Origin of the sequence: Myroides sp., assembly GCF_032073645.1 — a bacterium.
Taxonomy (GTDB): domain Bacteria; phylum Bacteroidota; class Bacteroidia; order Flavobacteriales; family Flavobacteriaceae; genus Flavobacterium; species Flavobacterium odoratimimum.
In genome coordinates this window covers 1-25,108 of record NZ_DAMANB010000014.1, presented here as the reverse complement: position 1 = coordinate 25,108, position 25,108 = coordinate 1, and the positions used below count along the sequence as shown (strand labels likewise).

The 25,108-nt window shown below is 33.5% G+C and carries 21 protein-coding genes; 9 read left to right on the top strand and 12 right to left on the bottom strand.

Annotated features, from left to right (window positions below; translation table 11 throughout):
• Positions 1-45: 45 nt before the first annotated feature.
• The 4 genes from RT228_RS11205 to RT228_RS11190 all read left to right on the top strand — a co-directional run bounded on the left by RT228_RS11205 (position 46) and on the right by RT228_RS11190 (position 6,109).
• Positions 46-789, top strand: coding sequence for a glycosyltransferase family 2 protein (locus RT228_RS11205; protein ID WP_006258649.1), 744 nt, complete (start codon positions 46-48; stop codon positions 787-789).
• A 55-nt stretch (positions 790-844) separates the two neighbouring features.
• Positions 845-1,609 carry a glycosyltransferase family 2 protein gene (locus tag RT228_RS11200; RefSeq protein ID WP_006258650.1) on the top strand — a complete coding sequence of 255 codons (765 nt, stop codon included), beginning with the start codon at positions 845-847 and terminating at the stop codon, positions 1,607-1,609.
• Positions 1,610-1,758: 149 nt separating this feature from the next.
• Positions 1,759-5,430 (top strand): phosphoribosylformylglycinamidine synthase, encoded by a 3,672-nt coding sequence (gene purL / locus RT228_RS11195; protein WP_006261784.1) that lies wholly within the window; start codon positions 1,759-1,761, stop codon positions 5,428-5,430.
• 187 nt (positions 5,431-5,617) lie between these two features.
• Positions 5,618-6,109, top strand: coding sequence for a hypothetical protein (locus RT228_RS11190; RefSeq protein ID WP_006258652.1), 492 nt, complete (start codon positions 5,618-5,620; stop codon positions 6,107-6,109).
• Between the two features lie 121 nt (positions 6,110-6,230).
• Here the strand turns inward: RT228_RS11190 and RT228_RS11185 are convergent, their stop codons facing one another.
• On the bottom strand, positions 6,231-7,319 hold the full coding sequence (locus RT228_RS11185; RefSeq protein ID WP_006261785.1) for a hypothetical protein: 1,089 nt from the start codon (positions 7,317-7,319) through the stop codon (positions 6,231-6,233).
• A gap of 105 nt (positions 7,320-7,424) precedes the next feature.
• Complete coding sequence (locus RT228_RS11180; protein ID WP_006261786.1) at positions 7,425-8,546, bottom strand: SPFH domain-containing protein; 1,122 nt, start codon at positions 8,544-8,546, stop codon at positions 7,425-7,427.
• Between the two features lie 252 nt (positions 8,547-8,798).
• Between RT228_RS11180 and RT228_RS11175 the strand changes: the two genes are divergently transcribed.
• Together RT228_RS11175 and RT228_RS11170 are read left to right on the top strand one after the other, a co-directional pair.
• Positions 8,799-9,770: an SMP-30/gluconolactonase/LRE family protein gene (locus RT228_RS11175; RefSeq protein WP_006261787.1), complete on the top strand. Its 972-nt coding sequence runs from the start codon at positions 8,799-8,801 to the stop codon at positions 9,768-9,770.
• A gap of 119 nt (positions 9,771-9,889) precedes the next feature.
• Positions 9,890-10,363 (top strand): DUF4265 domain-containing protein, encoded by a 474-nt coding sequence (locus tag RT228_RS11170; RefSeq protein ID WP_006258657.1) that lies wholly within the window; start codon positions 9,890-9,892, stop codon positions 10,361-10,363.
• Between the two features lie 71 nt (positions 10,364-10,434).
• Here RT228_RS11170 and RT228_RS11165 read toward each other — a convergent pair whose 3' ends face one another.
• The 4 genes from RT228_RS11165 to argS all read right to left on the bottom strand — a co-directional run bounded on the left by RT228_RS11165 (position 10,435) and on the right by argS (position 16,819).
• Complete coding sequence (locus RT228_RS11165; RefSeq protein WP_006261788.1) at positions 10,435-12,096, bottom strand: MBOAT family O-acyltransferase; 1,662 nt, start codon at positions 12,094-12,096, stop codon at positions 10,435-10,437.
• A 4-nt stretch (positions 12,097-12,100) separates the two neighbouring features.
• Positions 12,101-13,531, bottom strand: coding sequence for a LysM peptidoglycan-binding domain-containing protein (locus RT228_RS11160; protein ID WP_006261789.1), 1,431 nt, complete (start codon positions 13,529-13,531; stop codon positions 12,101-12,103).
• Complete coding sequence (locus tag RT228_RS11155; RefSeq protein WP_006261790.1) at positions 13,518-14,978, bottom strand: membrane protein; 1,461 nt, start codon at positions 14,976-14,978, stop codon at positions 13,518-13,520. The genes RT228_RS11160 and RT228_RS11155 overlap by 14 nt, the downstream gene beginning before the upstream one ends.
• A 62-nt stretch (positions 14,979-15,040) precedes the next feature.
• Positions 15,041-16,819 (bottom strand): arginine--tRNA ligase, encoded by a 1,779-nt coding sequence (argS, locus tag RT228_RS11150; protein WP_006258661.1) that lies wholly within the window; start codon positions 16,817-16,819, stop codon positions 15,041-15,043.
• Between the two features lie 409 nt (positions 16,820-17,228).
• On the opposite strand from argS, the gene RT228_RS11145 reads away from it, so the two are divergent.
• Entirely contained in the window at positions 17,229-18,065 is an 837-nt protein-coding gene (locus RT228_RS11145; protein WP_006258662.1) for a helix-turn-helix domain-containing protein, read from the top strand.
• A gap of 88 nt (positions 18,066-18,153) precedes the next feature.
• Positions 18,154-18,702 (top strand): YbhB/YbcL family Raf kinase inhibitor-like protein, encoded by a 549-nt coding sequence (locus RT228_RS11140; protein WP_006261791.1) that lies wholly within the window; start codon positions 18,154-18,156, stop codon positions 18,700-18,702.
• A gap of 113 nt (positions 18,703-18,815) precedes the next feature.
• Here the strand turns inward: RT228_RS11140 and RT228_RS11135 are convergent, their stop codons facing one another.
• Both RT228_RS11135 and RT228_RS11130 read right to left on the bottom strand, forming a co-directional pair.
• Positions 18,816-19,034, bottom strand: a complete 219-nt coding sequence (locus tag RT228_RS11135) for a hypothetical protein (protein ID WP_230456745.1) — start codon at positions 19,032-19,034, stop codon at positions 18,816-18,818.
• A 212-nt stretch (positions 19,035-19,246) separates the two neighbouring features.
• Complete coding sequence (locus tag RT228_RS11130; RefSeq protein ID WP_006261792.1) at positions 19,247-19,636, bottom strand: hypothetical protein; 390 nt, start codon at positions 19,634-19,636, stop codon at positions 19,247-19,249.
• Between the two features lie 234 nt (positions 19,637-19,870).
• Here RT228_RS11130 and RT228_RS11125 point away from each other — a divergent pair, with 234 nt between their 5' ends.
• A complete protein-coding gene (locus tag RT228_RS11125; protein ID WP_286418791.1) occupies positions 19,871-20,116 on the top strand; it encodes a hypothetical protein in 246 nt (81 codons plus the stop codon).
• On the opposite strand, the gene RT228_RS11120 is transcribed toward RT228_RS11125, so the two are convergent.
• The 4 genes from RT228_RS11120 to RT228_RS11105 form a co-directional block, all read right to left on the bottom strand.
• On the bottom strand, positions 20,102-20,947 hold the full coding sequence (locus tag RT228_RS11120) for an IS3 family transposase (protein ID WP_230456762.1): 846 nt from the start codon (positions 20,945-20,947) through the stop codon (positions 20,102-20,104). The two genes, RT228_RS11125 and RT228_RS11120, sit on opposite strands and share 15 nt — an antisense overlap.
• 32 nt (positions 20,948-20,979) lie before the next feature.
• Positions 20,980-21,246 carry a transposase gene (locus tag RT228_RS11115; RefSeq protein WP_006261795.1) on the bottom strand — a complete coding sequence of 89 codons (267 nt, stop codon included), beginning with the start codon at positions 21,244-21,246 and terminating at the stop codon, positions 20,980-20,982.
• A 63-nt stretch (positions 21,247-21,309) separates the two neighbouring features.
• Entirely contained in the window at positions 21,310-23,160 is a 1,851-nt protein-coding gene (locus RT228_RS11110; protein WP_006261796.1) for a SusC/RagA family TonB-linked outer membrane protein, read from the bottom strand.
• A gap of 287 nt (positions 23,161-23,447) precedes the next feature.
• Positions 23,448-24,431: a DUF6266 family protein gene (locus tag RT228_RS11105; protein ID WP_071306873.1), complete on the bottom strand. Its 984-nt coding sequence runs from the start codon at positions 24,429-24,431 to the stop codon at positions 23,448-23,450.
• Between the last annotated feature and the right edge of the window lie 677 nt (positions 24,432-25,108).

Genomic DNA, 25,108 nt, shown 5'->3' with positions numbered 1-25,108 from the left:
TAATAACCTTACATTTAACAATTATCTTTAGAGAACAAATAGATCATGGCAATTAGTGGACTTGTAATAACATTTAACGAAGAAAAAAACATTGGAAAATGTTTGGATTCATTATTTCAATATTGTGAAGAAGTAATCATTATAGATTCAAATAGTACAGATAAAACAGTGGAAATAGCTAAAAATAAAGGAGCTAAAGTTTATTCTCAAGCATACCTAGGCGACGGTCCCCAGCGAACTTATGGATTACAATATTGTAAAAACGATTGGATTATGAACTTAGATGCTGATGAATTTTTGGATCAAGATGCATTAACTTTCATTTCGAAAAAATCTTATGAGAATAATACTTATGATGCTTATAAATTCAGAGTCAAAAACTTTTTAGGAAATAAGTTAATTAACTTCTCTGGGTGGTATCCTGATTCAAAGATTCGCTTTTTTAATAAAAAAACAGCCTATCCTTCAGATCATATGGCTCACCAACATATTATAGCAACAAATGAAAAGAGCATCAACGTCCATATTTTACACTATGGATGGAGCTCTTATAAACAAGTTATAGACAAAAAAAATCAATACTCTACTTGGGCTGCTCAACAACTTTTTGATGAAGGCAAAAAAGTTTCTTCGTTTAAACCTATTTTAAACGGTATTGTAGCCTTCATTAGATGTTATTTCTTTAAAAAAGGAATTTTTAATGGAATAGATGGTCTTGCATTTGCTCTAATTCAATCTTTCTTTTCTTTTATGAAATATACTAAATTAATTAACTTGCATAAGCAATAAAGCAGCTTTTATTCTGTTACTATTACTAAATACATTCATCATTTAAATTATTACAATGATCAATAAATTGACTCTTTTAATCCCGACTAAAAATGAAGAAGACAAGATTAAACAGTGTATTTTATCTGCTAAAGACATTGTAAGTGAAATTATAGTTATAGATTCTTATAGTCAAGATAATACTGTAAGCATTGCTGAAGGCTTAGGGGCAAAAGTTATACAACGCAAATTTGACAACTTCTCGAATCAAAAGAATTATGCTATACCTCATGCTAAAAATGATTGGATATTATTATTAGATGCAGATGAACAATTAACAGAAGACCTTAAACAAGAGATACAAGTCCTGATAAATAACGATAACATAAATAATCACGAAGCTTATTGGGTATATAGATCGAACTACTTCTTTAATCAACTTATACATTATTCTGGATATCAGAAAGACAAAGTTATCCGTCTATTTAATAAGCACAAATGTTCATATAAAAACTATGTTCATGAGAACTTAGTCGTAGATGGCACTATAGGCTTTTTAAAAAATAAACTATATCATAATACATATAGAGGATTTGACATTCATATTCAAAAACTTAATCAATATGCAACTCTACAAGCAGAGGATTATAATAAACGAACAGGTAAATTAACTCTATATCATTTTATTCTTAAACCAGCGTTTAGATTCTTAAAACACTATTTTATTCAACAAGGATTTAGAGATGGTGTACCAGGATTAATATTATCTGTTTTAAACAGTTACGCAACCTTCCTTAGATATGTAAAACTATGGATGTTAAGAAATGATATCAAATCATAACAAAGAAAGATTATAGAGTTGTCTATAATCTTTCTTTGTTAAAATGAGTTTATTGAATTAAAAATTAAGAGTAAAATATTAAGTTTTAAAATCTTGTTTTTTTAGTCTATTTTTGTGCATTACAACAACAACTAAATATTCTTAACGTAATGATTCATTTCTTCGAAAACCCTTCGAGAAAGTTCTACACTGTACAAGTGGAGAACAACTTATCTAATGAAGATATCCAAAAGTTAAATTGGTTATTTGGCAATGCCAAGCACATTAACGAGAAAACAATCAATGCTAAATTTGTCGGTCCACGCGCTACGATGGTTACTCCATGGAGTACGAATGCAGTAGAGATTACTCAAAATATGGGGATCAATGGAATTATCCGTATTGAAGAGTTTGTAAAAGCTGAAGACAGTGACGCATTTGACCCTATGTTACTACAAGAGTTTGATGCACTTCACCAAGACATCTTTACTATCAACATTGCTCCTGAAGCAATTAACTACATTGAAGACATCGCTAAATACAATGCACAAGAAGGTTTAGCTTTAAATGAAGAAGAAATTACTTACCTAAATGAATTATCTACTAAACTTGGACGTAAGTTAACTGACTCTGAAGTATTCGGATTCTCTCAAGTTAACTCTGAGCACTGTCGTCACAAGATATTTAATGGTACATTCATCATTGATGGAGAAGAACAACCTACTTCCCTATTCAAATTAATTAGAAAAACATCTGAGACAAATCCTAATGATATTGTTTCGGCTTATAAAGATAACGTTGCTTTCATAAAAGGTCCTAAGGTAACCCAGTTTGCTCCTAAATCAGCAGACAAGCCTGACTTCTACGCAGAGACTGAGTTTGACTCTGTGATCTCATTAAAAGCAGAAACGCATAACTTCCCTACTACAGTAGAGCCTTTTAACGGTGCTGCTACTGGATCAGGAGGAGAGATTCGCGACCGTTTAGCTGGTGGACAAGGTTCATTGCCATTAGCAGGTACTGCTATCTATATGACATCATACTCTCGCTTAGAAGAAAACCGCCCTTGGGAACAAGCGATGGACGAAAGAGCGTGGTTATACCAAACTCCTATTGATATCTTAATCAAAGCTTCTAATGGTGCTTCTGACTTTGGTAACAAATTTGGACAACCATTAATCACAGGTTCTATCCTTACATTCGAACATGAAGAAGACGCTCGTAAACTTGGATTTGACAAGGTGATTATGCAAGCTGGAGGTATTGGATATGGTAAACTTGACCAAGCATTAAAACACAAGCCATCTGAAGGTGACCAAGTGGTAATCTTAGGTGGTGAGAACTACAGAATCGGTATGGGAGGTGCAGCAGTATCTTCTGCTAATACAGGTGCTTTTGGTTCAGGTATTGAGTTAAATGCCATCCAACGTTCTAACCCTGAGATGCAAAAACGTGCTGCTAATGCTATCCGTGCGATGGTAGAAGCTGAACACAACCCTATCGTATCTATTCACGATCACGGTGCGGGTGGACACTTAAACTGTCTTTCTGAGTTAGTAGAAGAAACAGGTGGAAACATCAACTTAGATGCTTTACCAGTAGGTGACCCTACTCTATCTGCTAAAGAAATTATTGGTAATGAGTCTCAAGAAAGAATGGGATTAGTTATTGGTCAAAAAGACATCGATACTTTAGCGAAGATTGCTGAGAGAGAACGTGCTCCGATGTACACTGTAGGTGAGATTACAAATGATCACCGCTTTACGATAGAGTCTAAAACTAAAGGTGATAAACCAATGGACTTCGCTATCGAAGATATGTTCGGTAGTTCTCCTAAAACAATCATGGATGATAAAACTATCAACCGTGTATATGCTGATTTAGATTACTCTGTAAACAAAGTAGAAGAATACTTAAACCAATTATTACAATTAGAGGCTGTAGCTTCTAAAGATTGGTTAACAAATAAAGTAGACCGTTGTGTTGGTGGTCGTGTGGCTAAACAACAATGTACTGGTCCATTACAATTGCCATTAAACAATTTAGGTGCTATGGCACTTGACTACAAAGGTAAAGAAGGTATCGCTACTACTGTAGGACACGCTCCTATCGTAGCAATCATAGATCCTGCTGCAGGTAGTAGAAACGCTATCGCAGAGGCTTTATCTAATATCGTTTGGGCTCCGCTAAAAGAAGGTATCAAGAACGTTTCTTTATCTGCTAACTGGATGTGGGCATGTAACAATGCTGGAGAAGATGCTCGTCTATACAAAGCCGTAAAAGCTTGTTCAGACTTCGCTATCGAATTAGGAATCAATATCCCTACAGGGAAAGATTCTTTATCGATGAAGCAGAAGTACCCAAATGATGAAGTAATCGCTCCTGGTACGGTTATTATCTCTGCAGCGGCTAACTGTACTGATATTACGAAAATAGTAGAACCTACTTTAAAGAAAAATGCTGGTTCTATTTACTATATCAACTTGTCTAAAGATAGCTTCAAATTAGGAGGTTCTTCTTTTGCACAAGTATTAAACAAAATCGGTCAAGAAGTTCCTACTATCACTGATGCTACTTACTTTAAGAATGCATTTAATGCTATTCAAGAATTAGTAGCGAATGAGCAAATCGCTGCTGGACACGATATCGGAAGTGGAGGTTTAGTTACTTCTCTTTTAGAAATGACGTTTGCAGATGTAAACTTAGGAGCTAAGTATGACTTAAATGCTCTTAACGAAAAAGATACTGTAAAAGCGTTATTCAACGAGAACATCGCACTTATCGTTCAAGCAAAAGACGATGCTACTTTAGAACAAGCTTTAGCTACTAAAGGTGTTATCGCTACTAAGATAGGTACTGTAACTACAGATGAACAAGTATCATTCACTAATGGCGCAGATCACTTTACATTTAGCGTGCCTGCTATCAGAGATACTTGGGCTAAAACGTCTTACTTATTAGACCAAAAACAAACGAAAAACAACAAAGCAACAGATCGTTATAACAACTATAAAGTACAGCCTTTAAACTTCAGCTTCCCTGCTCAGTTTGACGGTAAAAAACCTGTAGTTGACGCTTCTAAACCAAGACCTAAAGCGGCTATTATCCGTGAGAAAGGTAGTAACTCTGAAAGAGAGGTTGCTAATGCTATGTTCTTAGCTGGTTTTGATGTAAAAGACGTTCACATGACTGACCTTATCTCAGGAAGAGAAACATTAGAAGACATCCAATTTATCGGAGCTGTAGGTGGATTCTCTAACTCTGACGTATTAGGATCCGCTAAAGGATGGGCTGGTGCATTTATGTACAACGAGAAAGCGAATACAGCACTGAAAAACTTCTTTGCTCGTCAAGATACTTTATCTGTAGGTATCTGTAATGGATGTCAGTTGTTTATGGAGTTAGAATTAATCAACCCTGAACACAAAGTACATGGTAAGATGCAACACAATGACTCTCAAAAACACGAGAGTAACTTTACATCTGTAACAATCCAAGAAAACAACTCTATCATGCTTTCTACTTTAGCTGGAAGTACATTAGGAGTGTGGATCTCTCACGGTGAAGGTAAATTCAACTTACCTGAGACAGAAGATCAATACAATATCGTAGCGAAGTACGCTTATGATGCTTACCCTGCTAACCCTAATGGTTCTGACTTTAACACAGCGATGATGTGTGATACTACAGGACGCCATTTAGTAATGATGCCTCATATCGAGCGTTCATTATTCCAATGGCACTGGGCTAACTATCCAGAAGGAAGAAAAGATGAAGTTTCTCCTTGGATGGAAGCATTCGTTAATGCACGCAAGTGGATTGAAGAAAACAACGCTAAATAATCAAATGGCTTATAAATAACAAGAAGGGCTGTCTTAAATAGACAGCCCTTCTTTAGTATATAATAAATTTAAAAAACATTACACTCTTTGATTTAATACATAATTTGAGTTAAACAATTTGAATTGTATATTTAAAAAAATATGCTTTACTATACCTTTAGTCTCTTAACCAACTAAAGAAACTATTATGAAAAAAATTGTAGTACTTATAATTATAGCTATTACAAGTTATAATTTTACAGCATGTTCTAGCGATGATAATGTCCCTTACGAAGTAGCTAATTTTAAAGAGGAAATTATAAAAGAATGGACAATCGAAAAAAAGGAATTTCTTGATAATAAAGGAAAAGTTATTCTAAGTATTGATTACACAAAGAAAAAAAAATGTTCAACTGAAAAATGGACTTTTAACAAAGAAGAAGTTAATCGAAAAATATCTTCTACAAATCAAGCAGGAAATTGTAATGAAACAACAGACAAACTAAGTTACAAAGTAGTTGAACGAGATTTACTTGTCATGGTTCCTTCACAATCTACAAGTACATTTAAAAAAATAGAAATTTCAAATTTCTACCATTATAAAATGCATTTAGTAGAAAAAGTAAATAAAGAAGAAATAACTCTTAGTTTAGATTACCCTAAAGGCACACAAACCATAAAATATACTTTTAAAAGATAACAAAGCCTCCCATTAGGAGGCTTTGTTATTTTATTTCTTCTTTACAAATTCATAAGAAGTATATCTAAAAACTCTTGCTTTATCAGGCTTCATCATCGGTTCCGCTGTTTTGCGTTCATACCTATGCATCTTTAAATAAATAAACAAGAAAGATAAGTATGAGTAAACCAATAAAGCATGCAAAAGCAATCTTCCATGTACTATAAGGTCGTTCACCTGTGATTCTACCCGTTACTCCATTGACATAAAAAGTATACTGCTTATTGCCATAAGAAAAAGAACTTACATATAAAGGCAAAAGAATATGCTTAAAAGTAATATCGGACAGATCTGTATTCATATTATGTATACGCTGTTCATCTCCCCCTATATTTCTTCTTACACTTTCTCTTTCATATTGATAGACGATATCTCTGGCCTTATCATATCCTTCTTTTAAATCTACTTGGTATTTCTCTGTAATAAACCCACTTAAATAATCTGGTTTTATCTTTTGTACGCCTTTAGGATCCCAACCTGTAGAGATAGAATTAAGTAAATCCATCTTCAGTGTTTTACTTCCTGTCACTAAGATATCATCATAGAAGTTAGAGACTCTACCACTTACTCTTGACCACGAAACTCTACGTTCTCTTCTTTTATTATCTCCACTACCTACTGTCACATAATAGACATCTCCACGCTCCCCTCTATAATCAGTATGAGTTTGCATATCATAGGTCCAAAAAGGTACATATACTCCTCTTAGATTATCCGCAGAGAATATCCCTCTCTGTATTTTATTAGGGGCAAACCATAAATCTTTTATCCACTTCTGTAATATACCTGACACTTGATTCCTATCTACAGCAAAAGGAGATACATACTCCGGCTTAATATATCGTTCTTCGTGTATATCTTGTTCTACTAAAGGATTTGCACAATAAGGGCATGCCATCGACTTCAGGTTCTCATCTACGGTAGAAGTAGCATGACAACTACTGCATTCTACAACCTTCGTAGTACTAAAGCTCTCTTTTTCATAACTCTCCATAAAACTGGCGAAATCATGCTCATTCAAATCTTTTGTCCCCTGCTCTATTTCCTTTACAGTACCACAATACTCACATACTAATGCTTGAGCACTTGGCTTATAGGTCATTGCCCCACCACATGAGCTACATGGTGTAGCTTCTGATGTATTTAATTTTATCTCTTCTCCTGACGACACTTCTTATTCTAATTAAATAGCTATTAACTTTCTCTTTATTCTAATCCTGTACAAAAAAGGTGCTGAAGAAGATTTAAAGCCTCTGAAGCACCTTTGTTTATCGTATTACATATTTGGTAATGGTGGAGGTGTTTGTGCCCATACAGCACTTAAATCGCTTTGGTCGCCTGCTTTCTCCCAATTCCCCATTCCGTTCTTCCATACTAAAGTATCTCTTTGCAATTGGCCATTAGTTGCCATCTGCTTTAATCCTTCTAAATCAAAAGGCCCTGCTTGTTGCCCGTTCACAGCCACAAAATAACTTACAGCTATAGTACCAGGTATTGGTGGCGGTGTATTTGCCGCAGGTTGTTGTTGCTGTGTAGTAGTTTGTCCTTGCGCCATTGCTTGTCCAAACTGATTCGCCATAGCGAATCCTGCTCCCATACCTACTCCTGCTCCAGCAACACCTGATGGATTATTAGCTGCTGCCTCCATCGCTTTAGCTGCTTTCATCTGCATCAACTTATTCAAATCAACATGATTCAATCTACTCAACTCAAAGATCTCTTTCTTAATCTCTTCAGGCATCGATACGTTCTCAATTAAGAACTTCGTAACATCCATACCATAAACTTCGAAATCGTCTTTCATATACGCGAAAATCGCAGTAGAAAGTTCATTTAAGTTTGCAGCATACGTCTCAATAGGTAAATTAGCTTCACCAATAGAATCCGTAAAACGAGTAACAATAGCACTTCTCAACTGATCATTGATTTGATCTGTTGTAAAAGTTCCTGATGTACCTACTATTTCTTTAATAAACTTACCTGGATCTGCTATTTTAAATGTATACGTACCAAAAGAACGCACCTCTATCATTCCAAAACGATTGTCATTTAGAATAATTGGATTCTTAGTTCCCCAACGTTGATCGATAAAAGTCTTTGTACTTACAAAATAAACCTCTGCCTTAAATGGGCTATTAAATCCGTATTTCCATCCTTTTAAAGTTGCTAGGATAGGTAAGTTTTGTGTATTTAAGGTATGTGTACCAGGACTAAAAACATCTGCTAGCTGCCCCTCATTAATAAACACAGCCATTTGTCCTTCGCGAACAACTAACTTTGCATTATTCTTTATCTCGTTTTGATAACGCTCAAAACGGTGTACTATAGTATTCTGAGTTGGGTCTAAGAACTCAATGATATCAATGAATTCTCCTGCTAATTTTTTAAACAAGTTCATATCTTTTCTTTTTCTTATTAGTAGTTATATCTAAGTAAATGTAACAGATTTTATCCTATAATTATCACAAAGTATTCTTTAAAAAACGAAATCACTTATTCATATAACAATACTTTAGAATTTGTATTTATCTATATTTTGAAAAAGATATAATATCTATACAGCAAAAAGACTGTATTTAAATTTATTATCACAAGACCTTATATTACATTTTTTACTATATTTATCTCTATAATTATCAATTAACTCATTATGAATAAGAATCTTAAACATAATAACACTAATACTAAAAGTGGTAAACGTATAGGCAAAATTGAAATCATCAATCCTATAGCACAATTAGTATTTGATGACAACGCATACATAGAAGTAATCGCTAAAGGTTTTCAATATGCTGATTCACCTTTGTGGATTCAAGCAGAAAACTTATTGCTCTTTACAGACTTCCCCAATAAGAAAATACACTATTGGAAAGAACATTATAACGAGCCTAGAACTTACTTAGAAGCCATCGATTTTATAGGTCAAAACACAAAGAATGGAGACCTAAACTCAAGTGCTTTACACTTTAATAACCAAGGAGAGATTACTCTTTTCCTTTATGGAGAAGATAAAATAGCTAAAATGAGTGCCATTATTAGAGAACCAAAGTTTAACTTCACCTCTTGGATCAATAACCCTCAAAAAATCAAATTAATCAATCCTTCTCACTTTACAGAAGATAACTCTGGTAATATCTATTTTACGGATACAATTCTTACAGAAAGTAAATCAAAACAGAAAAAAACTACTACTTACGGTTTATATAGAATAACAAACAAAAACAAACTAGAATTGCTCTTTCAAAGTGATTTAACACCACAAGGAATAACTTTATCTATTGATAATAAACTTCTCTATATCACCTATTCAGACCAAAAGAAAGACTATCTATATCAGTATAACTTAAATAAAAGCAAAATACAATCAGACACACCTAAAGTATTTGATTACACACCATTCATCAGTGAAATAGAAGATAAACCTAGAGGCATTGAAGTAGATCGATTTGGCAATATATTTACTGCAGGGCCTAATGGTTTATGGATATTCAATAAAGACCTTGAACTAACCGCTCGTGTACACTTCTCAGAATTAGCTACTAATTGTGTATTCTCAGATGACTTTAAGACCTTATATATCACAACTAATACTAAACTACTCAAACTTAAATTGCGAAACTAAGCACAAAAACAACTGTTTTGGTATTATATTTTACAGTTTGCATTATCTTTGACATCGAATAGAAACATATAATGTATCTATTCAATGATTAAAACAAATAGAACAAATATTAATACACAATGGAAGAGCAATATCAACAAATCTTAGTTAGATATTATAGTGATGTCTTAGAAGAAAATACGGTCGAGACTTTTTGGGGAAAGACCATAGATAAAGAAAAAGGGTTATACCAAGTTGATAATATTCCTTTTTATGGACCTGATTTTTCATGTGATGATATTATCTATGCAGAATTTGACGAAACAGAAAACACACTTACGTATCGATATGTAGATACTGCTTCAGGGAACTCTACTGTGCAAGTTATCGTTCAAAAAGAAAAATATAACAGAGAAGATCTATACAATGAAATCCTTTATGCAGGTACAGAAATAGAAGTGTGTAGTGAGCAATACTTCGTGATTAACATTCCTAGCAAAACCGACTATCGAAATGTATATGCTATCTTAGGAGCATTAGAAGAAGAAAAAGTAATAGAATTCGCAGAACCTCTATTGTCTCCTAAACACAGTGCTGATTTAAGACAGAAATAATCTTTATTATAATAATACAAAAAAGCCCGACTCATTAGAATCGGGCTTTTTTTATCTTAAATCAAATACTTTTAGAATTGGAAATAAATAAATGGTTGTGGTCCTGCTGTAGCAGTTGCATAAACAATCCAAAACACAAAGCCAAGTACTACTGCCTTTACAAACATTGGCGCAACATTAAACATCTGATGAGGCACTGCCATCCATGACTTAGGTATATAATGCCATACGAATCCAATACCGATCAACATAAACGCATTTTTATACCCCATAGCAATAGTAGTCCAAGCTTCCCAATCAAACTCTATACTTGCAATATTATTGATAACATTTAATGCGGTATCAAAAGAGGTCGCTCTAAAGAATATCCAACAAAACGTTACAAAGTTAAAGGTTAAGAATATAGAGAAAATTCTCCATAATAAGTGAGGTTTAACTCCTTTTGCTCTAGGAAACAGCTCCATGATAATCTTATGTATCGCTAAAGCAATACCGTGTAAGGCTCCCCACACAATAAAACGCAAACTAGCTCCATGCCATAACCCTCCTAATAACATAGTCGTTAATAGGTTAAAGTTAGTATACATATTTTTCTTTTTGTCTTTTGCTAACAAGAAGGTTAGGCCGAAAACAACAATAGATGCTACAGCTAGAATTAATGGAATAATACTTTCATTCATATAGTAAATCCCCCATCCTAAGATACCTGCAAAGAATAATCCTGGAAAGAAATATCCTCCGAAACTTCCTTTTCTATTTCCTCCTACTGATATGTACAAGAAATCTTTTAACCAAGTAGAAAGCGATATATGCCATCTTCTCCAGAATTCTGTAATAGACATAGACTGATAAGGTACATCAAAGTTAACTGGCAATCTATATCCCATCAACAATGCTATACCAATAGCCATGTCTGAATATCCTGAGAAGTCACAATAAATCTGAATAGCGTACCCATAAGATGCCATTAGATTTTCAAATGCTGTATAACTATTCGGAGCATCGAATACACGATCTACGAAGTTAATAGAGATATAATCAGAAATAACTGCTTTCTTCAATAACCCTCCGATGATTAATAACAACCCTTCATTCACATAATCTCTAGACACATAAATATTCTTATATATCTGTGGCAAGAAGTCTTTTGCACGAACGATAGGCCCCGCAACCAACTGTGGAAAGAACGAAATAAAGAATAAATAATCTAAAAAGTTCTTCGTTGGCTCTATCTCTTTTCTATAAATCTCTATAATATAACTAATAGATTGGAACGTAAAGAAAGAGATCCCTACAGGTAGTATAATATCATCTAAATGCAACTTCGTATTCGCAAAGAAATTAACTCCATCTAAAAAGAAGTTTGTGTACTTAAAGTAACCTAGTAACCCTAAGTTTACAACAATACTAATCGTTAAGAGTAGTTTCTTCTTCGCTGCATTCAAGGTATGATTAATAATATTAGCAAAATAGTAATCCATTAAAGAGGATCCTATCAAGATAATAAAATACATTCCACTAGACTTATAATAAAAGAATAGAGAGAATAAGGTCACATACAATAAACGAATGTGGAAGGTTTTTCTCATCAAGATATAGAAGAGGTAAAACACAATAAATATCCCTAAAAACAAACCTGAGTTAAACAACAAAGGCTCTTTAGGATTAAAAGTAAACCAATTGATTACTTGATCAATAGTTATACTTGGTATTTCAATATTAAATAGACTCATTTAATTAAAAAGCACTATTTTGTTTGACAAATTGGTTATAAGCATCGATAAGAGCCTCATAGAATAAATCTCCTGTATATTCATACCCTTTCACGGTATAGTGCACAAGATCTTTTGATAGCATTCCGTTCTCTCTTAAACTAGGCAAACCTAGCGTTGCTCCTAGATTATAATATAAATCCCAGATAGCATACTTCCCATCTATTCCATTAATGATTAATTCATTAGATAATTCTGCTGCTACAGTATTAGGCTTATCTTTAGAGAAATAAGATGGTGGAGGTGTAGTCAATAACACACTTGCATGAGGTGCTACTTTCTTTACCTTAGCTAAGAACATATTGACTTGCTCTTGAAAATCTCTTCCACTCATTCTATCAAAGGACTCATTAGTTCCCATAGATACAATTACTAAGTCTGGCTCTAATCCTCTAAGTTGCTTAAAGAACAAATCGTATTTAGTATAATCAGAGAACCTCGCCCCATTCACACCTATTGTATGATATAGTATTCCAGGTTTATCATTCTCTAATACTACACCATTTAGGTCATACGCTTCAGCCTGTTGATTAGAGTAGAAATAGATACGGTCTAGCTCTTCTCCTAACTCAAAGGTATAGAATACGTCATTCTTCTCCCCTGATAGCTCATTAAACATATTATTAGACACCACTACAGATTCCCTCTGCTTAGTAGGAATACTAAGCCTCTTACCCGCATGAATGGTATTCGTCTTCATATTATTCGCTTTCTTAATCTCAGTAATAGTAGTATTATACTTATTAGCGATAGCTCCTAGAGACTCTCCTCTTTTAATCTGATGAGAAATCTTCTTAGGGGCAGTTGATTCTAAGAAAACTTTTTGACTAGCCGTTCCTACATTAAACTCCTTTTTATTAGAAGGTGTAAAAACTTTCATGCGAGAAAAACCATATGAAGCATCACGTACACTAAGCTCTATGACAGCATTACTATTATTTGTAGACAGCGCTATTCCACTTAATCCTACTTGTGCATCTTTTACTGGAAATATGTTTCTGTAACTACTCCATTCTGCATTAGAAGAATACCTAACAAGAGAGTTACCATTAGTCTTAGCTAATTTATAAGGAAAGGCAAATCCCAATCCTCCATTTCCAAATCTATCTTGAAGTAAAGATCTCATTCTTCCACTAAAAAAATCAGCTTGAATATGAGAATCACCTATATGAACAATGTTTATCTTCCCTTCCTTAGAACGAGTCATCTTCTGAACTTTCTCAAAGAAAGTTTTTAATTGTTCTGCGTAATAGATCTTATTTCCTATTCCTTCTTCATTCACATTTTCTACCTCTTCATCACTAAACTCATTAGTAAGAAGTGAATTAACCTGAGCAAAAGAACCAATATGAAATAAAATACCTACAACAAAAACAGCAATTTTATTCCTTTTCATTTTCTATTTTTTGTTTAGAACTATCTTCTCTTACAACAGTTTCTTTATCTGGTTGCTGAAGAGAATCTACTTTCTTAACAGGCACTTGTCCTGCGTGTTTCTTTTTATAATCTGTATACCCCTCTTCTAATCTAGCGAAGATCTTACCTGAGATATCAGAAGCTCCTCTATGATTAAAGTGTGTATAATCTTTATTCGCTTTTGCAGGTACCTCTTCTACCCATTTGACCATAGAACCATTTCCTCCCATAGCCTCGTATAGGTTAAAGAATCCAGCATGAGCTTCCATAGCATATTTTCTCTGTGCCTTCATCAGTGGTTCTACAGCAGCATCTGTCTTCATCACACCTTCTACTTTAGATGATTTATCCGCAGTAGATATTACTAGAATACTAGCATTAGGAAAACATTGTTTTAAATGTTTCACTACATCCCCCATCTTCTTCGTATACCATGAGTAATCTAGAGATCCGTAATTTAAAACATTAGCACCATAGTGTAATACGATTAGACTATAATCTAAATTCTTTTGATACTTCTGCATTAAACTCACTTTAAACAACGATAGTGGCAATCCTGAATTACCTCTACTAGAAAAGTTATCAACCTGCACTCCACCGCCTGCACTAAAGTCTACACCATATATTGGAATAGAATCAGCATGTTTAAATAGTAGTTTAACATCTTTAATATTACCATCAGCTATCTTCAGTTTATTTAATTCTGAACTGACACTTAATTTCTTGACAATAGTATCCTTATTAATAATAACTGCTACTTCTCCTCTTTTATTATTAGAACTTCCATAATAAAGTGTTGGATTATAAAGCATTGTCATATTTTGCATCTTACCTGCTGTATAACTCACCCAAGTAGATTTAACTGTATCTTTCACGAAATACACCTGTCCTGATACCCCAAAAGGCTTCTGAGGTTTTTTGACGTTTAGATAAGACTGCATCTTGAAGTTATTCGAATACTTATGGATAACAGATAATCTAGACTGTGCGGATTCAGACATAATAGGCACATAACCTACTCCCATACCCCCATATTTACTCTGATAATTCTTACGCAGATCTTGCACGATTAAGTCTCCATCAGTCATCGAATCTCCATAGTAAGCGATACGAACACGTCCCCCTTTTTGTTGTTCTAGAGCATATAGTTTAGCAAAGAAATTCTCCAGATACGCCATTCCTTTAAAAGAACTAGATTCTTCATCACTAGTAAACACATCTTCTGGAACGATGATTACATTCTCATCATCTATTCCTGTTTTTTCAGTCTTTAGACTATCTTTAGTTACTAGCTTCTCTTTTTCTATGCCTTCTAGTGCTTCTAACATCAGACTATCCACTACAATATTACTCGTAGGAAGAGCTTCTTCACTAAATAACTTTTTAGGCAAATTTCCTTTAAAGAATAAAAAAAAGCCACTTGCCATTACTATAATGGCAAGTGACTGGTATAGGTATGATTTCTCTACTTTCACAAAAAAATATAAGATTACATTCGGTCTGGTACAGCGATTCCCAATAATGAGAACGCATCCTTAATCACCATTCCTACTTTTTCTGACAATTGTACTCTAAACGCTTTTAATACAGCATCTTCTTCTCCTAGAATAGATACCGTTTGATAAAAAGAGTTATACTCTCTTACTAATTCATATACATAATTAGCTATAAGAGCAGGGCTATGTGTACGAGCAGCATCCTGAATCACTACAGGGAACTCCTCTAATAACTTTAATAATTCTTTCTCTTTAGGATCTAATGTGATTCCTTTTATTTCTGATGTATAATCGAAGTCTGCCTTTCTTAAGATAGATTGGATACGAGCATATGTATATTGAATAAACGGCCCTGTATTCCCTGCAAAATCAACTGATTCTTTAGGGTTAAACATCATTCCTTTACGAGGGTCTACTTTTAGGATAAAGTATTTTAATGCACCTAAGCCTATTGTAGTAAATAGTTGAGTACGCTCTTCTTCAGAGTACCCTTCTAGTTTACCTAATTCTTCTGAGATAGACTTAGCTGTGTCAGTCATTTCTTGGATTAGTTCATCTGCATCTACTACAGTTCCCTCTCTACTCTTCATCTTACCTGATGGCAACTCTACCATTCCATAAGATAAATGATATAAACTCTCAGCCCAGTCAAAACCAAGACGTTTAAGTATTAAAAATAGAACCTTAAAGTGATAATCTTGTTCGTTACCTACAGTATACACCATACCACCTACATCGCCGAAATCATTCACACGCTGTATAGCAGTACCGATATCCTGTGTCATATATACAGAAGTACCGTCTCCACGAAGTACCAACTTCTCGTCTAATCCTTCCTCTGATAAGTCTATCCATACAGAGTTATCCTCTTTTTTGAAGAATACTCCCTGCTCTAGACCTTTCTCTACCTCATCTTTACCTAATAAATAAGTATTGCTCTCGTAGTATACTTTATCGAAGTCTACTCCTAAGTTTTTATACGATACCGCAAAACCATCATAGACCCATTGGTTCATTGTTTTCCACAATTCAATAACCTCAGGTTTATTATGTTCCCAATCTACAAGCATCTGTTTTGCTTCTTTAATGATTGGAGCTTCTTTCTTAGCTTCGTCTTCAGACATACCTTGAGCCATTAATTCTTTGATTTGGCTCTTGTACTCCACGTCAAACTTCACATAGTAGTTTCCTACTAATTTATCTCCCTTAAGTCCAGTAGACTCAGGAGTCTCTCCATTACCATACTTTTGCCAAGCCAACATAGACTTACAGATATGGATACCTCTATCGTTAATGATCTGTGTTTTATAAACTTTTTTACCAGAAGCCTTTAATATCTCAGCTACCGAATATCCTAATAAGTTATTTCTAACGTGACCTAAGTGAAGAGGTTTATTTGTATTAGGAGAAGAATATTCTACTAACACTGACTTATCACCAGGTGTAGGTGTCACATATCCGAAGTGTTCTTCTTTGCGTGTAGCATTAAAGAAATCGATATAGTAACTATCTGAAACGACTAAATTTAAAAATCCTTTTACTACATTAAACCGTTCTATTACAGAAGTATGCTCTACTAAGTACTCACCTATCTTAGTACCGATTTCTACTGGGTTTCCTTTTATCTGTCTTAGAAAAGGAAAGATAACTACAGTAATATCACCCTCAAACTCTTTTCTTGTCGCCTGATACTCAACTTTATCTACAGTAGCACCGTATAATTGTTGAATCGCCTTCTCTATCTGCGGAGTTAAAATCTGATTTAATGTCATTTTGATTAATTTAATTAAAGGAGCAAAGATAATTTATATTTCTTCATTTAAAGAAGAGTATAGAAGGAATTTAAACATTTCCTTTAGAATTTATTACCAATCTCCTCTTAAAAACAACTATCTAAAATACAATATTTTATCTTAAAAAACAACCTCTTTATCTCCTTTAAAACAAACAAAAAATTGTTAAAGCATCTCACATCCTTATCAAAATTCTGCTTACAATATTCATAAAGTAACACCAATCTCCTCACTACTGCTTAAATAAAAAGTCCTCATAAATACAATTACATTCTCCTTGACTATTCAACCTCTTTTCACTTCGCTTATTTCACTACATTTACCCTACCTATTAAATCCTATTTATAATAGTGAAATAAAAAGACCTACATAGCCTAAAACTGATAGTATGAAAAGCATCCTTCTTCCCAACGACTTCATCACTGACGTCACTGAACAGATAACTATATTTGATTATCATACTAAACAGGAGATCTCTAAACAACAAGTAATTTTAAATCAAAACACTTTTAGTTTTTTAGTTGAAGGAACAAAGGAAGTATGGTCTGACAACTCTTTTGAAGCACTAGATAACTCCAAATTCATCCTAATGAAAGCTGGTCATTGTTTAATGACCGAAAAACTATCTAACACTGCTAATTACAGAAGTATTCTCTTGTTCTTTGACAATGAATTGATACTTAACTTTATCTCTAAATACAATATAGAACTAGTAGAAAATAAAAGTACTCACTCTATCCATACTTTTAACTACGATAACTTCAGTAAGCACTTTGTAGAAAGTCTAATGGATATAGCTAAACTCTCCCTTTCTATTCAAAAGAGATTACTAAATATAAAACTAGAAGAGATCATGCTATACCTCACTGAGGTCAATGGAACAGCATTTCTTCAATCCTTTATAACTAACAACAATAATAAAAGTTTAAAGTTCACACAGACAATAGAAAAGAACATCTTAAACAAGCTCACTCTATCTGAGCTAGCCTTTCTGTGCAATATGAGCGTATCTACTTTCAAACGAGAATTTGAAAAACACTATGGTGATTCTCCTAGCAGATGGTTTCAAAACAGAAGATTAGAATATGCACATACCCTACTTACACAGCATACAACTACTGCATCAGAAATCTATCTAAAGGTAGGTTATGAGAATGTATCTAGCTTTATACAAGCGTATAAATCCAAGTATAATATCACACCTAAACAAAGTCAAAAACAATGAGCTTCTAGCAACATTTTTTGACCCAATCCCGCTAACTCCTACTATAGACCTTACTATAAATTTGCCCTAAACATTTAATCATAACACAATGAAAGCTGCAAATTTTATAATCGGGCTAGTACTAACACTATCGACTAGTGTTTTTGGACAGAACACCTTTACATTATCTAGTAAAGATCTAGGTGGAGAAACAACTAAACAACACGAATTTAATGGTTTTGGATGCGATGGAGAGAATCAATCTCCTCAGTTATTTTGGCACAATGCTCCTAAAGATACCAAGAGCTTTGCCATCACGATGTATGATCCAGATGCACCTACGGGAAGTGGTTTTTGGCATTGGGTAGTCTTTGATATTCCTAGCAATATAAACGAACTAGTAACTGATGCAGGAAAAGTCAACTCTCCTCTATTACCTAAAGGTGCTATACAGAGCCTTACAGATTATGGAATAAAAGGTTTTGGTGGACCATGTCCTCCTGTAGATCATGGATATCACCAATACATCATAACAGTACATGCCCTTAAAACGGATAAACTAGGACTAGATGGAAATACTACTCCTGCCATTGTAGGTTTTAACTTATGGGCAAACACCATCGCAAAAGCGAGTATTATAGCGTACTATAAACGATAATACATATTTATAAATAAGCAAAGCGACTCCTGATACACCAGAAGTCGCTTTGCTTATTTTTTTATTACAGAGTCCATATACTAACTAATTATTTTATCTACCAACATACCATCTTATCTTCCTCCCATCACCCTAGCTAATACTCTACCTACAGTTTTTTCAAAGCCTTTGCGAACTACATCTGCTCTTTCTTTTTTATCTAACCAACCTGTCATCTCTTTATTGAATGCTCGTTTAGCAGGAACTCTCACATACACCTTCTCTTCTTCCTCTAGCTCCTTATCCATCATAGATCTTCTTACACTATACATCTCTTCGTATCTATCCCTCACAGATGACTTCTGTTTAACCTTAAAATTCGCATAGAACCTCACATCTGCATTTATTAAATAAACTTCAGGACTTCCCTCTAAGTATATTATAGATGCAGGACTCGCAAAGTGAATAGTAGATAGGGCTGACTATCCATACATACAGGGTATTCCTAGTAAAATCAACAAATAAAAACATACTTTACCCATAATGTAATTATATTAACACACAATTAGGGCAATATTCCGATAAGAAGATCAAGAAATAGGTTCTGTAAAAAGGTTAAATCCTGATCGTACTCTCTTACATACCCCTTATCTGGAGACACATCCACAGCTACTCCGTTATTAAACTTAATATTCCTGTTTAATAAACGATATTTATTGTACATCAGTTCTTCTAACTCATATTTCTCTTCATACCTATTAGTCTTAGCAGAAGTATGCTTAGCTCTAAAACTAGTAAAAAATCTCACCTGAGAATCCTCTAAATACATTCTGGGATTACTATTGAGATAAACGATAGAAGCAGAACTAGCAAAACTAGGCTTAGACAGAACAGCCTGCCCATATACCCAAGGCATCCCAATCAGTAATAATAGATATAAATACAGGTTTTTCATAATTTAATATTATAAACAAAAATAACATAATTCATTAGAAATACTAAATACAAGTAAATAAAACTAAATACCAACATCATATTTAATTAATAATAAGAGTAAACTAAGAAACAACACAAATATTTCAAATATCAAATAAAACCAATTAATGCTAAATAGAATCAAACATCGCTAATCTTACAATCTATCAAATTAGTACTTTTAATCCTTTAACTAACATATATCAATACAATTATGAAAAAAATCAGTCTATTACTTTTGGTAATGACCATATTAATCTCATGCCAAAAAAAGAATACAATTGAAGTAATTGCAGAGGGAGTACCTGATCATACAAAAGTGGAAATCTTTACACACCCTATTGGAATAAAGGACAAAAAAGTTCTTGTAACTGGAGAGGTTTTAAATGGTAAAGTAACTTTAGAAAATCCTTTTACTGAATTAGATGATGTAGGCTTCCCCATTTTAGGACACCTCTAAATTCGATAAATAATTCTTATTATGTTCAGATTTGATGAAGAATTTAAATTCTTCATCAAATCTGGGCTTATATTCTTTAGGAGATTTATTTCCTAATGCTTTATGAGGATGGTTAAAATTGTAATCCTCTCTCCATTTATCAGCCAATCTTTGTAACTGGTAGATATCATTGAAGTAAAAAGCATCTAATATATCCTCTCTAAAAAATCGATTAAAACGTTCTATATATCCATTCTGCATTGGTTTGCCAGGCTGGGTATATTTAATTTCTATAAAATTCTTCTCACACCAATTTACAAAGGTTTTAGAGATAAATTCAGGACCGTTATCACATCTAATGTACTTTGGAGTACCTATTTCTTGTTTTAGGTTTTCTAATGTTTCTATTACTGCTCTTGCAGGATAGCTTAATCCAGCTTCAATAGCTATTGCTTCTCTATTACAGTCGTCTAATACATTAAAAACTCTTACTTTTCTGCCATCTGTAAGTAAGTCACTCATAAAGTCCATACTCCAACACTCATTGAGCACTTTTGGCGTTTCTAAAGGCTGTTTAACTCTTGTTATTAAACGTTTCTTATGTTTTCTTCTTAGACTTAGTTTCATTAAGCGATAAACGCGTAGAACTCTTTTTCTGTTCCATATAAGTCCTTCTCTGCGTATCTTATGATAGTACTCATCAAAGCCACGAGTAGGGTATTGTTCTGCTAATTCACTTAGTTTATCAATGACTTCTGTATCATCTTTTTTACTTTGGTAATACCACATTGATCGGCATAGTCCAACTAATGAACAAATACGAACAATGGATAACTTATATTGCTCTAACAGATACTTTACCCTTTCTATTTTATCTGCTGAGCTTAGAACTTTTTTGACAGAATATCTTTGAGCATTTTATTGTCTAAACTAACATCAGCATACATCTGTTTGAGCTTGCGATTCTCTTCTTCAAGTTCTTTTAAACGTTTCAGCTCTTGTTTTTCCATTCCACCATACTTCTTTCTCCAATAGTAAAACGTGCTCTTGTCAATTCCTAATTCTCGAGAAATTTCACTTACTGATCTTCCTTGTTCATTTTCTTTGAGAGCTTTAATTATTTGACTCTCACTAAAATTACTTGTTTTCATATTTGACAGTTTTGTTTAAAGTTAATAATTTCGAATTAACAACTGTCCGATTTTTAGGGAAGCCTACACTTCTATAAAGTACTTATTTTTATAATTATACTTTCCTCTAAAAAAACATCCCTCTGTTCTATATTTAGTTAATCTCTCATTTGCTATTTCTAATTTATTAAAATTAGACCATTCGATAAGCCCTTTAAAAGTCTCGTCACTTTTAACTCCATATAAAGTACCTGCGTCTGTATTAAAATTCTCATGTCCTAACATCACATCAAAATTGTGATTACCAAAATCTTTTTTCCAATTAAGGAGTTGTTGAAAACTATAGGTTTTATTTCTACTACTATTTCTACCCGACTCCCCATTAGTTCTCTTTCCGATTCCCCCTACACTATTTCTATAATTTCTTATATCATTATAGCCTAGAGCTAAACTTCCTTTTATAGAAAAAGTAAAATCATTTAAAAAATTAATATCAGTATAAATCTGTGAATTAAGTGTTGTTGAAATACTTTCATTAACATCTAACTTATTCTCTAAAACCATATTCCTAAATCTTTGAGATTTACGTGTCTTATCTCCTAAATCAAAAATCTTATCTCCTAACTCATCATAAATAAAATCGCCAGTATCAGGATTGTGCAAATAGATTGGATAAATCGGAGCCATATTTGAAGCTACATGTACTGGATTAAAAACATTAGAATTAGTTATTTGATGTGAACCTGATACATTAGTTCCTATCTTAACAAATTCATTTACATTGTAATCAGCATTAATACGTGTAGTAAATCTTTTATAATCACTACCCTTAAAATATCCTTCGTTATTTAAAAAACCTGTCGAAAAATAAGCTCCACCATTTTCATTAGAAATCCTTGCATTCAAATTTAAATCTTGATAAGTCCCTACTCTTTCTACAGGTTTATACCAGTCCAAATCTGACCTATAACCAGGCAAAACAGATGCGTTGGACATTAAACGCCCATTAGAATCGAACAACTGCTCATTAGATAAGTTATAAATATTCATTCCTAATACATCTGGAATCAAATTTTTTGTTGCAAGTCTATTCGCATCAGCTAAAGAGTTTCCGTTGCTTACTAAAGAATTGCGATACCCTTTCCACATTGTCTCCATAAATCCATCTGGATCTAATTTATCATATTCTAATTGAGAACGATAAAAAAGCCCTTGTTTAAAACCAACGCCTAAAAAACCTTGTCCCTTAGAAGCTTTTTTTGTGTTTATCAAGATTACTCCATTTGATGCACGATTCCCATATAGTGTCGTAGCAGAGGCGTCTTTTAAAACTGTAACACTTTCTACATCTAACGGATTAATATTTCCAACAGGTCCTACGTATACTATTCCATCAAGGACTATTAATGGTTCATTATTAGTTAATGATGAAAAACCTCTAATTCTTATTGAGGGTTCAGAACCTGGCTGACCTGAACTATTATTAATGCGTACGCCTGGTGCAGCACCTACTAATGCATTTAATACATTTGTATTAGGGCGTTTTTCAATATCTGAACTAGTTACATAGGATAAAGATCCCGTTAAAGACTCTTTTGTAGATGAACCATAAGCAACTACTACAATATCTTCTAAAGTTTCATTTAATTGATGTAATACGATATCATACTTTGAATTAGCATCAATCTTTACTGATTTTGTTTCATAGAATACATAACTAATTATTAGCGTATCCCCCCCTATAATATTAATAGAAAAAAGACCTTGCTCATCGGTAATCGTTCCTTGATTAGTACCTTCTACGATGACACTAGCCCCTATTAAAGGAACTCCATTAATATCTTTAACACTTCCTGTAACAATATTTCTTGTCTGACTATACATTACACCTAGTATCATAAAGACTACAAACGTTAAGTAATTTTTAAGTTTCATACAACATTAATTTAAGAATATCATTTTGCCAAAATTAACACAGTTAAAACTTCATTAATATCATAATTCAAACAATAAATCACATATACTACAATAAATGAAACATTTCACAAAAAAAACAACTAAATAAACTACTTCATATAGAGTAGCATACTATAAAAACTAATCAACATTTATTAATTTTAATGTAAGAACACCAACATTATATAAGTTTATTTATACAATATTTACTGTGTATTATCTATCAACAATAGATAATATTTCTATTAGTATTGATACAAAAAATCCTAATCAGAATCCTGCGATGGAGGCATCGCTTCTAATACAGATCGAGCTGCGTTTTCACCTAGAGGTACTACTTCTTTATCCCTGCTCTTCTCACTTCCATAGAAGCCAGGTGGAGCCCACTTCTTCTTAGATGTATTCTCTATTAGCCCAACTTTCTCAGGCTCTTTATGCTGTTCTATATCTAGTGGTTCTTTCTCTTTTACATCTTCTCTTTTAGTAGACACACTTAGCTTTATCACCTCTCTTTTCTCAGCTACTAGCTCTTCATTCTCTACCTCCTGTTCCCTGTTACCTGCTTGTAGTTCTCCTTCCTCAGTGTGCTGCTCACTATCCCCTCCTATCTGTGTTATCCCGTGATACGCACTTGTGCTGATTACTCTATCATCTGCTGATTTCCACACACTCCAGAAATGAACCTTCCCTTCTTTCCACTCCTTAGGTAAATCAAAGTGAACATACCTATCCTCCCTCTTTGCGATCGCACTTATCTCTGCTACTAAATCTAACGATTCGCTATAGGCTATAATAGATAATCTATCCGTGTTCTTCGTCAGTACATTTGTGATACTATTATCCCATTGTACCTTTATACGTCCAGTCTTAAGTTGGTTTATTTTCTTAATTACAGCAGGAGGCAATGGTCCTATCGACACTAGTACCTTAGCGATATCAATACATGGCTCACCTTCTACATTAACGATTCCCTCTTTCATCAGCATAGAGATCAATTGCTCTTTTCCTGTCGCCATTTTATTATTCAATAAAGCCTGTGGGTAATGCTCATTTATAAAGTCTTTAAACTTACTCACAAAGCTAGATACTACCCCTAGTTTACTTCGTTGAAGTACTTGAGCCTCTGTAGCTAGTTTATGAGACTTACGAGGCTTAGAACGTATAAAATAACGCCCTCTCCACATAAATCCTACTACTGTGCCCACTGTACCATGTACACCTCCTAATATTCCATCTTTTATCTCAGCCATGATTAATACTGTTTAGTTGTGATATTATTAGTTTGTCAAGGCTAATTACAATTGTCTTCAACCTTTCTCTAGTTATCTTCTCTCTATTTTTCTTATCACAAGATATAAAAAACAGAGACACAACTATTTAACTAATCAAATAGCTTTTAAAAAAGGATCTACACTATTTATCATGTATAAACCTCAATAAACTTTCGAAATAACAATTAACAAATAATTCTTTTCGACAGATTAATATTCATGCTAACACTAGCTACACTTTTACTTCTAGAACAACACTCTATCAATACAAGAAGTATTCGTCGACTACTAATTCTCTAATCCACTATTTATGGACTATACTCCACGGATTGTCGAGGGAATAAAGGAAAACACAGACTTATCAAGGGGTAGAACAATGTATATGTGAAACAAAACATCAACACTAAAAAACGTATAGCATTGAAAAACAATTCAATAAACAAAAAAGAGGTACAAAAAAAGTGTAGTAGTTTTTTACCTTTCTCTCATACAAAAGACAATATCAATAGAATAGCTATTAAAAAAGGATATAGAAAAGCTATTTCTGAAGGCTATATAGCTCTACGAAGAAGATAATAATAAAAAAGGGAGTCTATATTTTGGATCAACGTTAAAAGTTGGGGAGGAAAGTGTAAAATAATATCTTTGTGCTATGA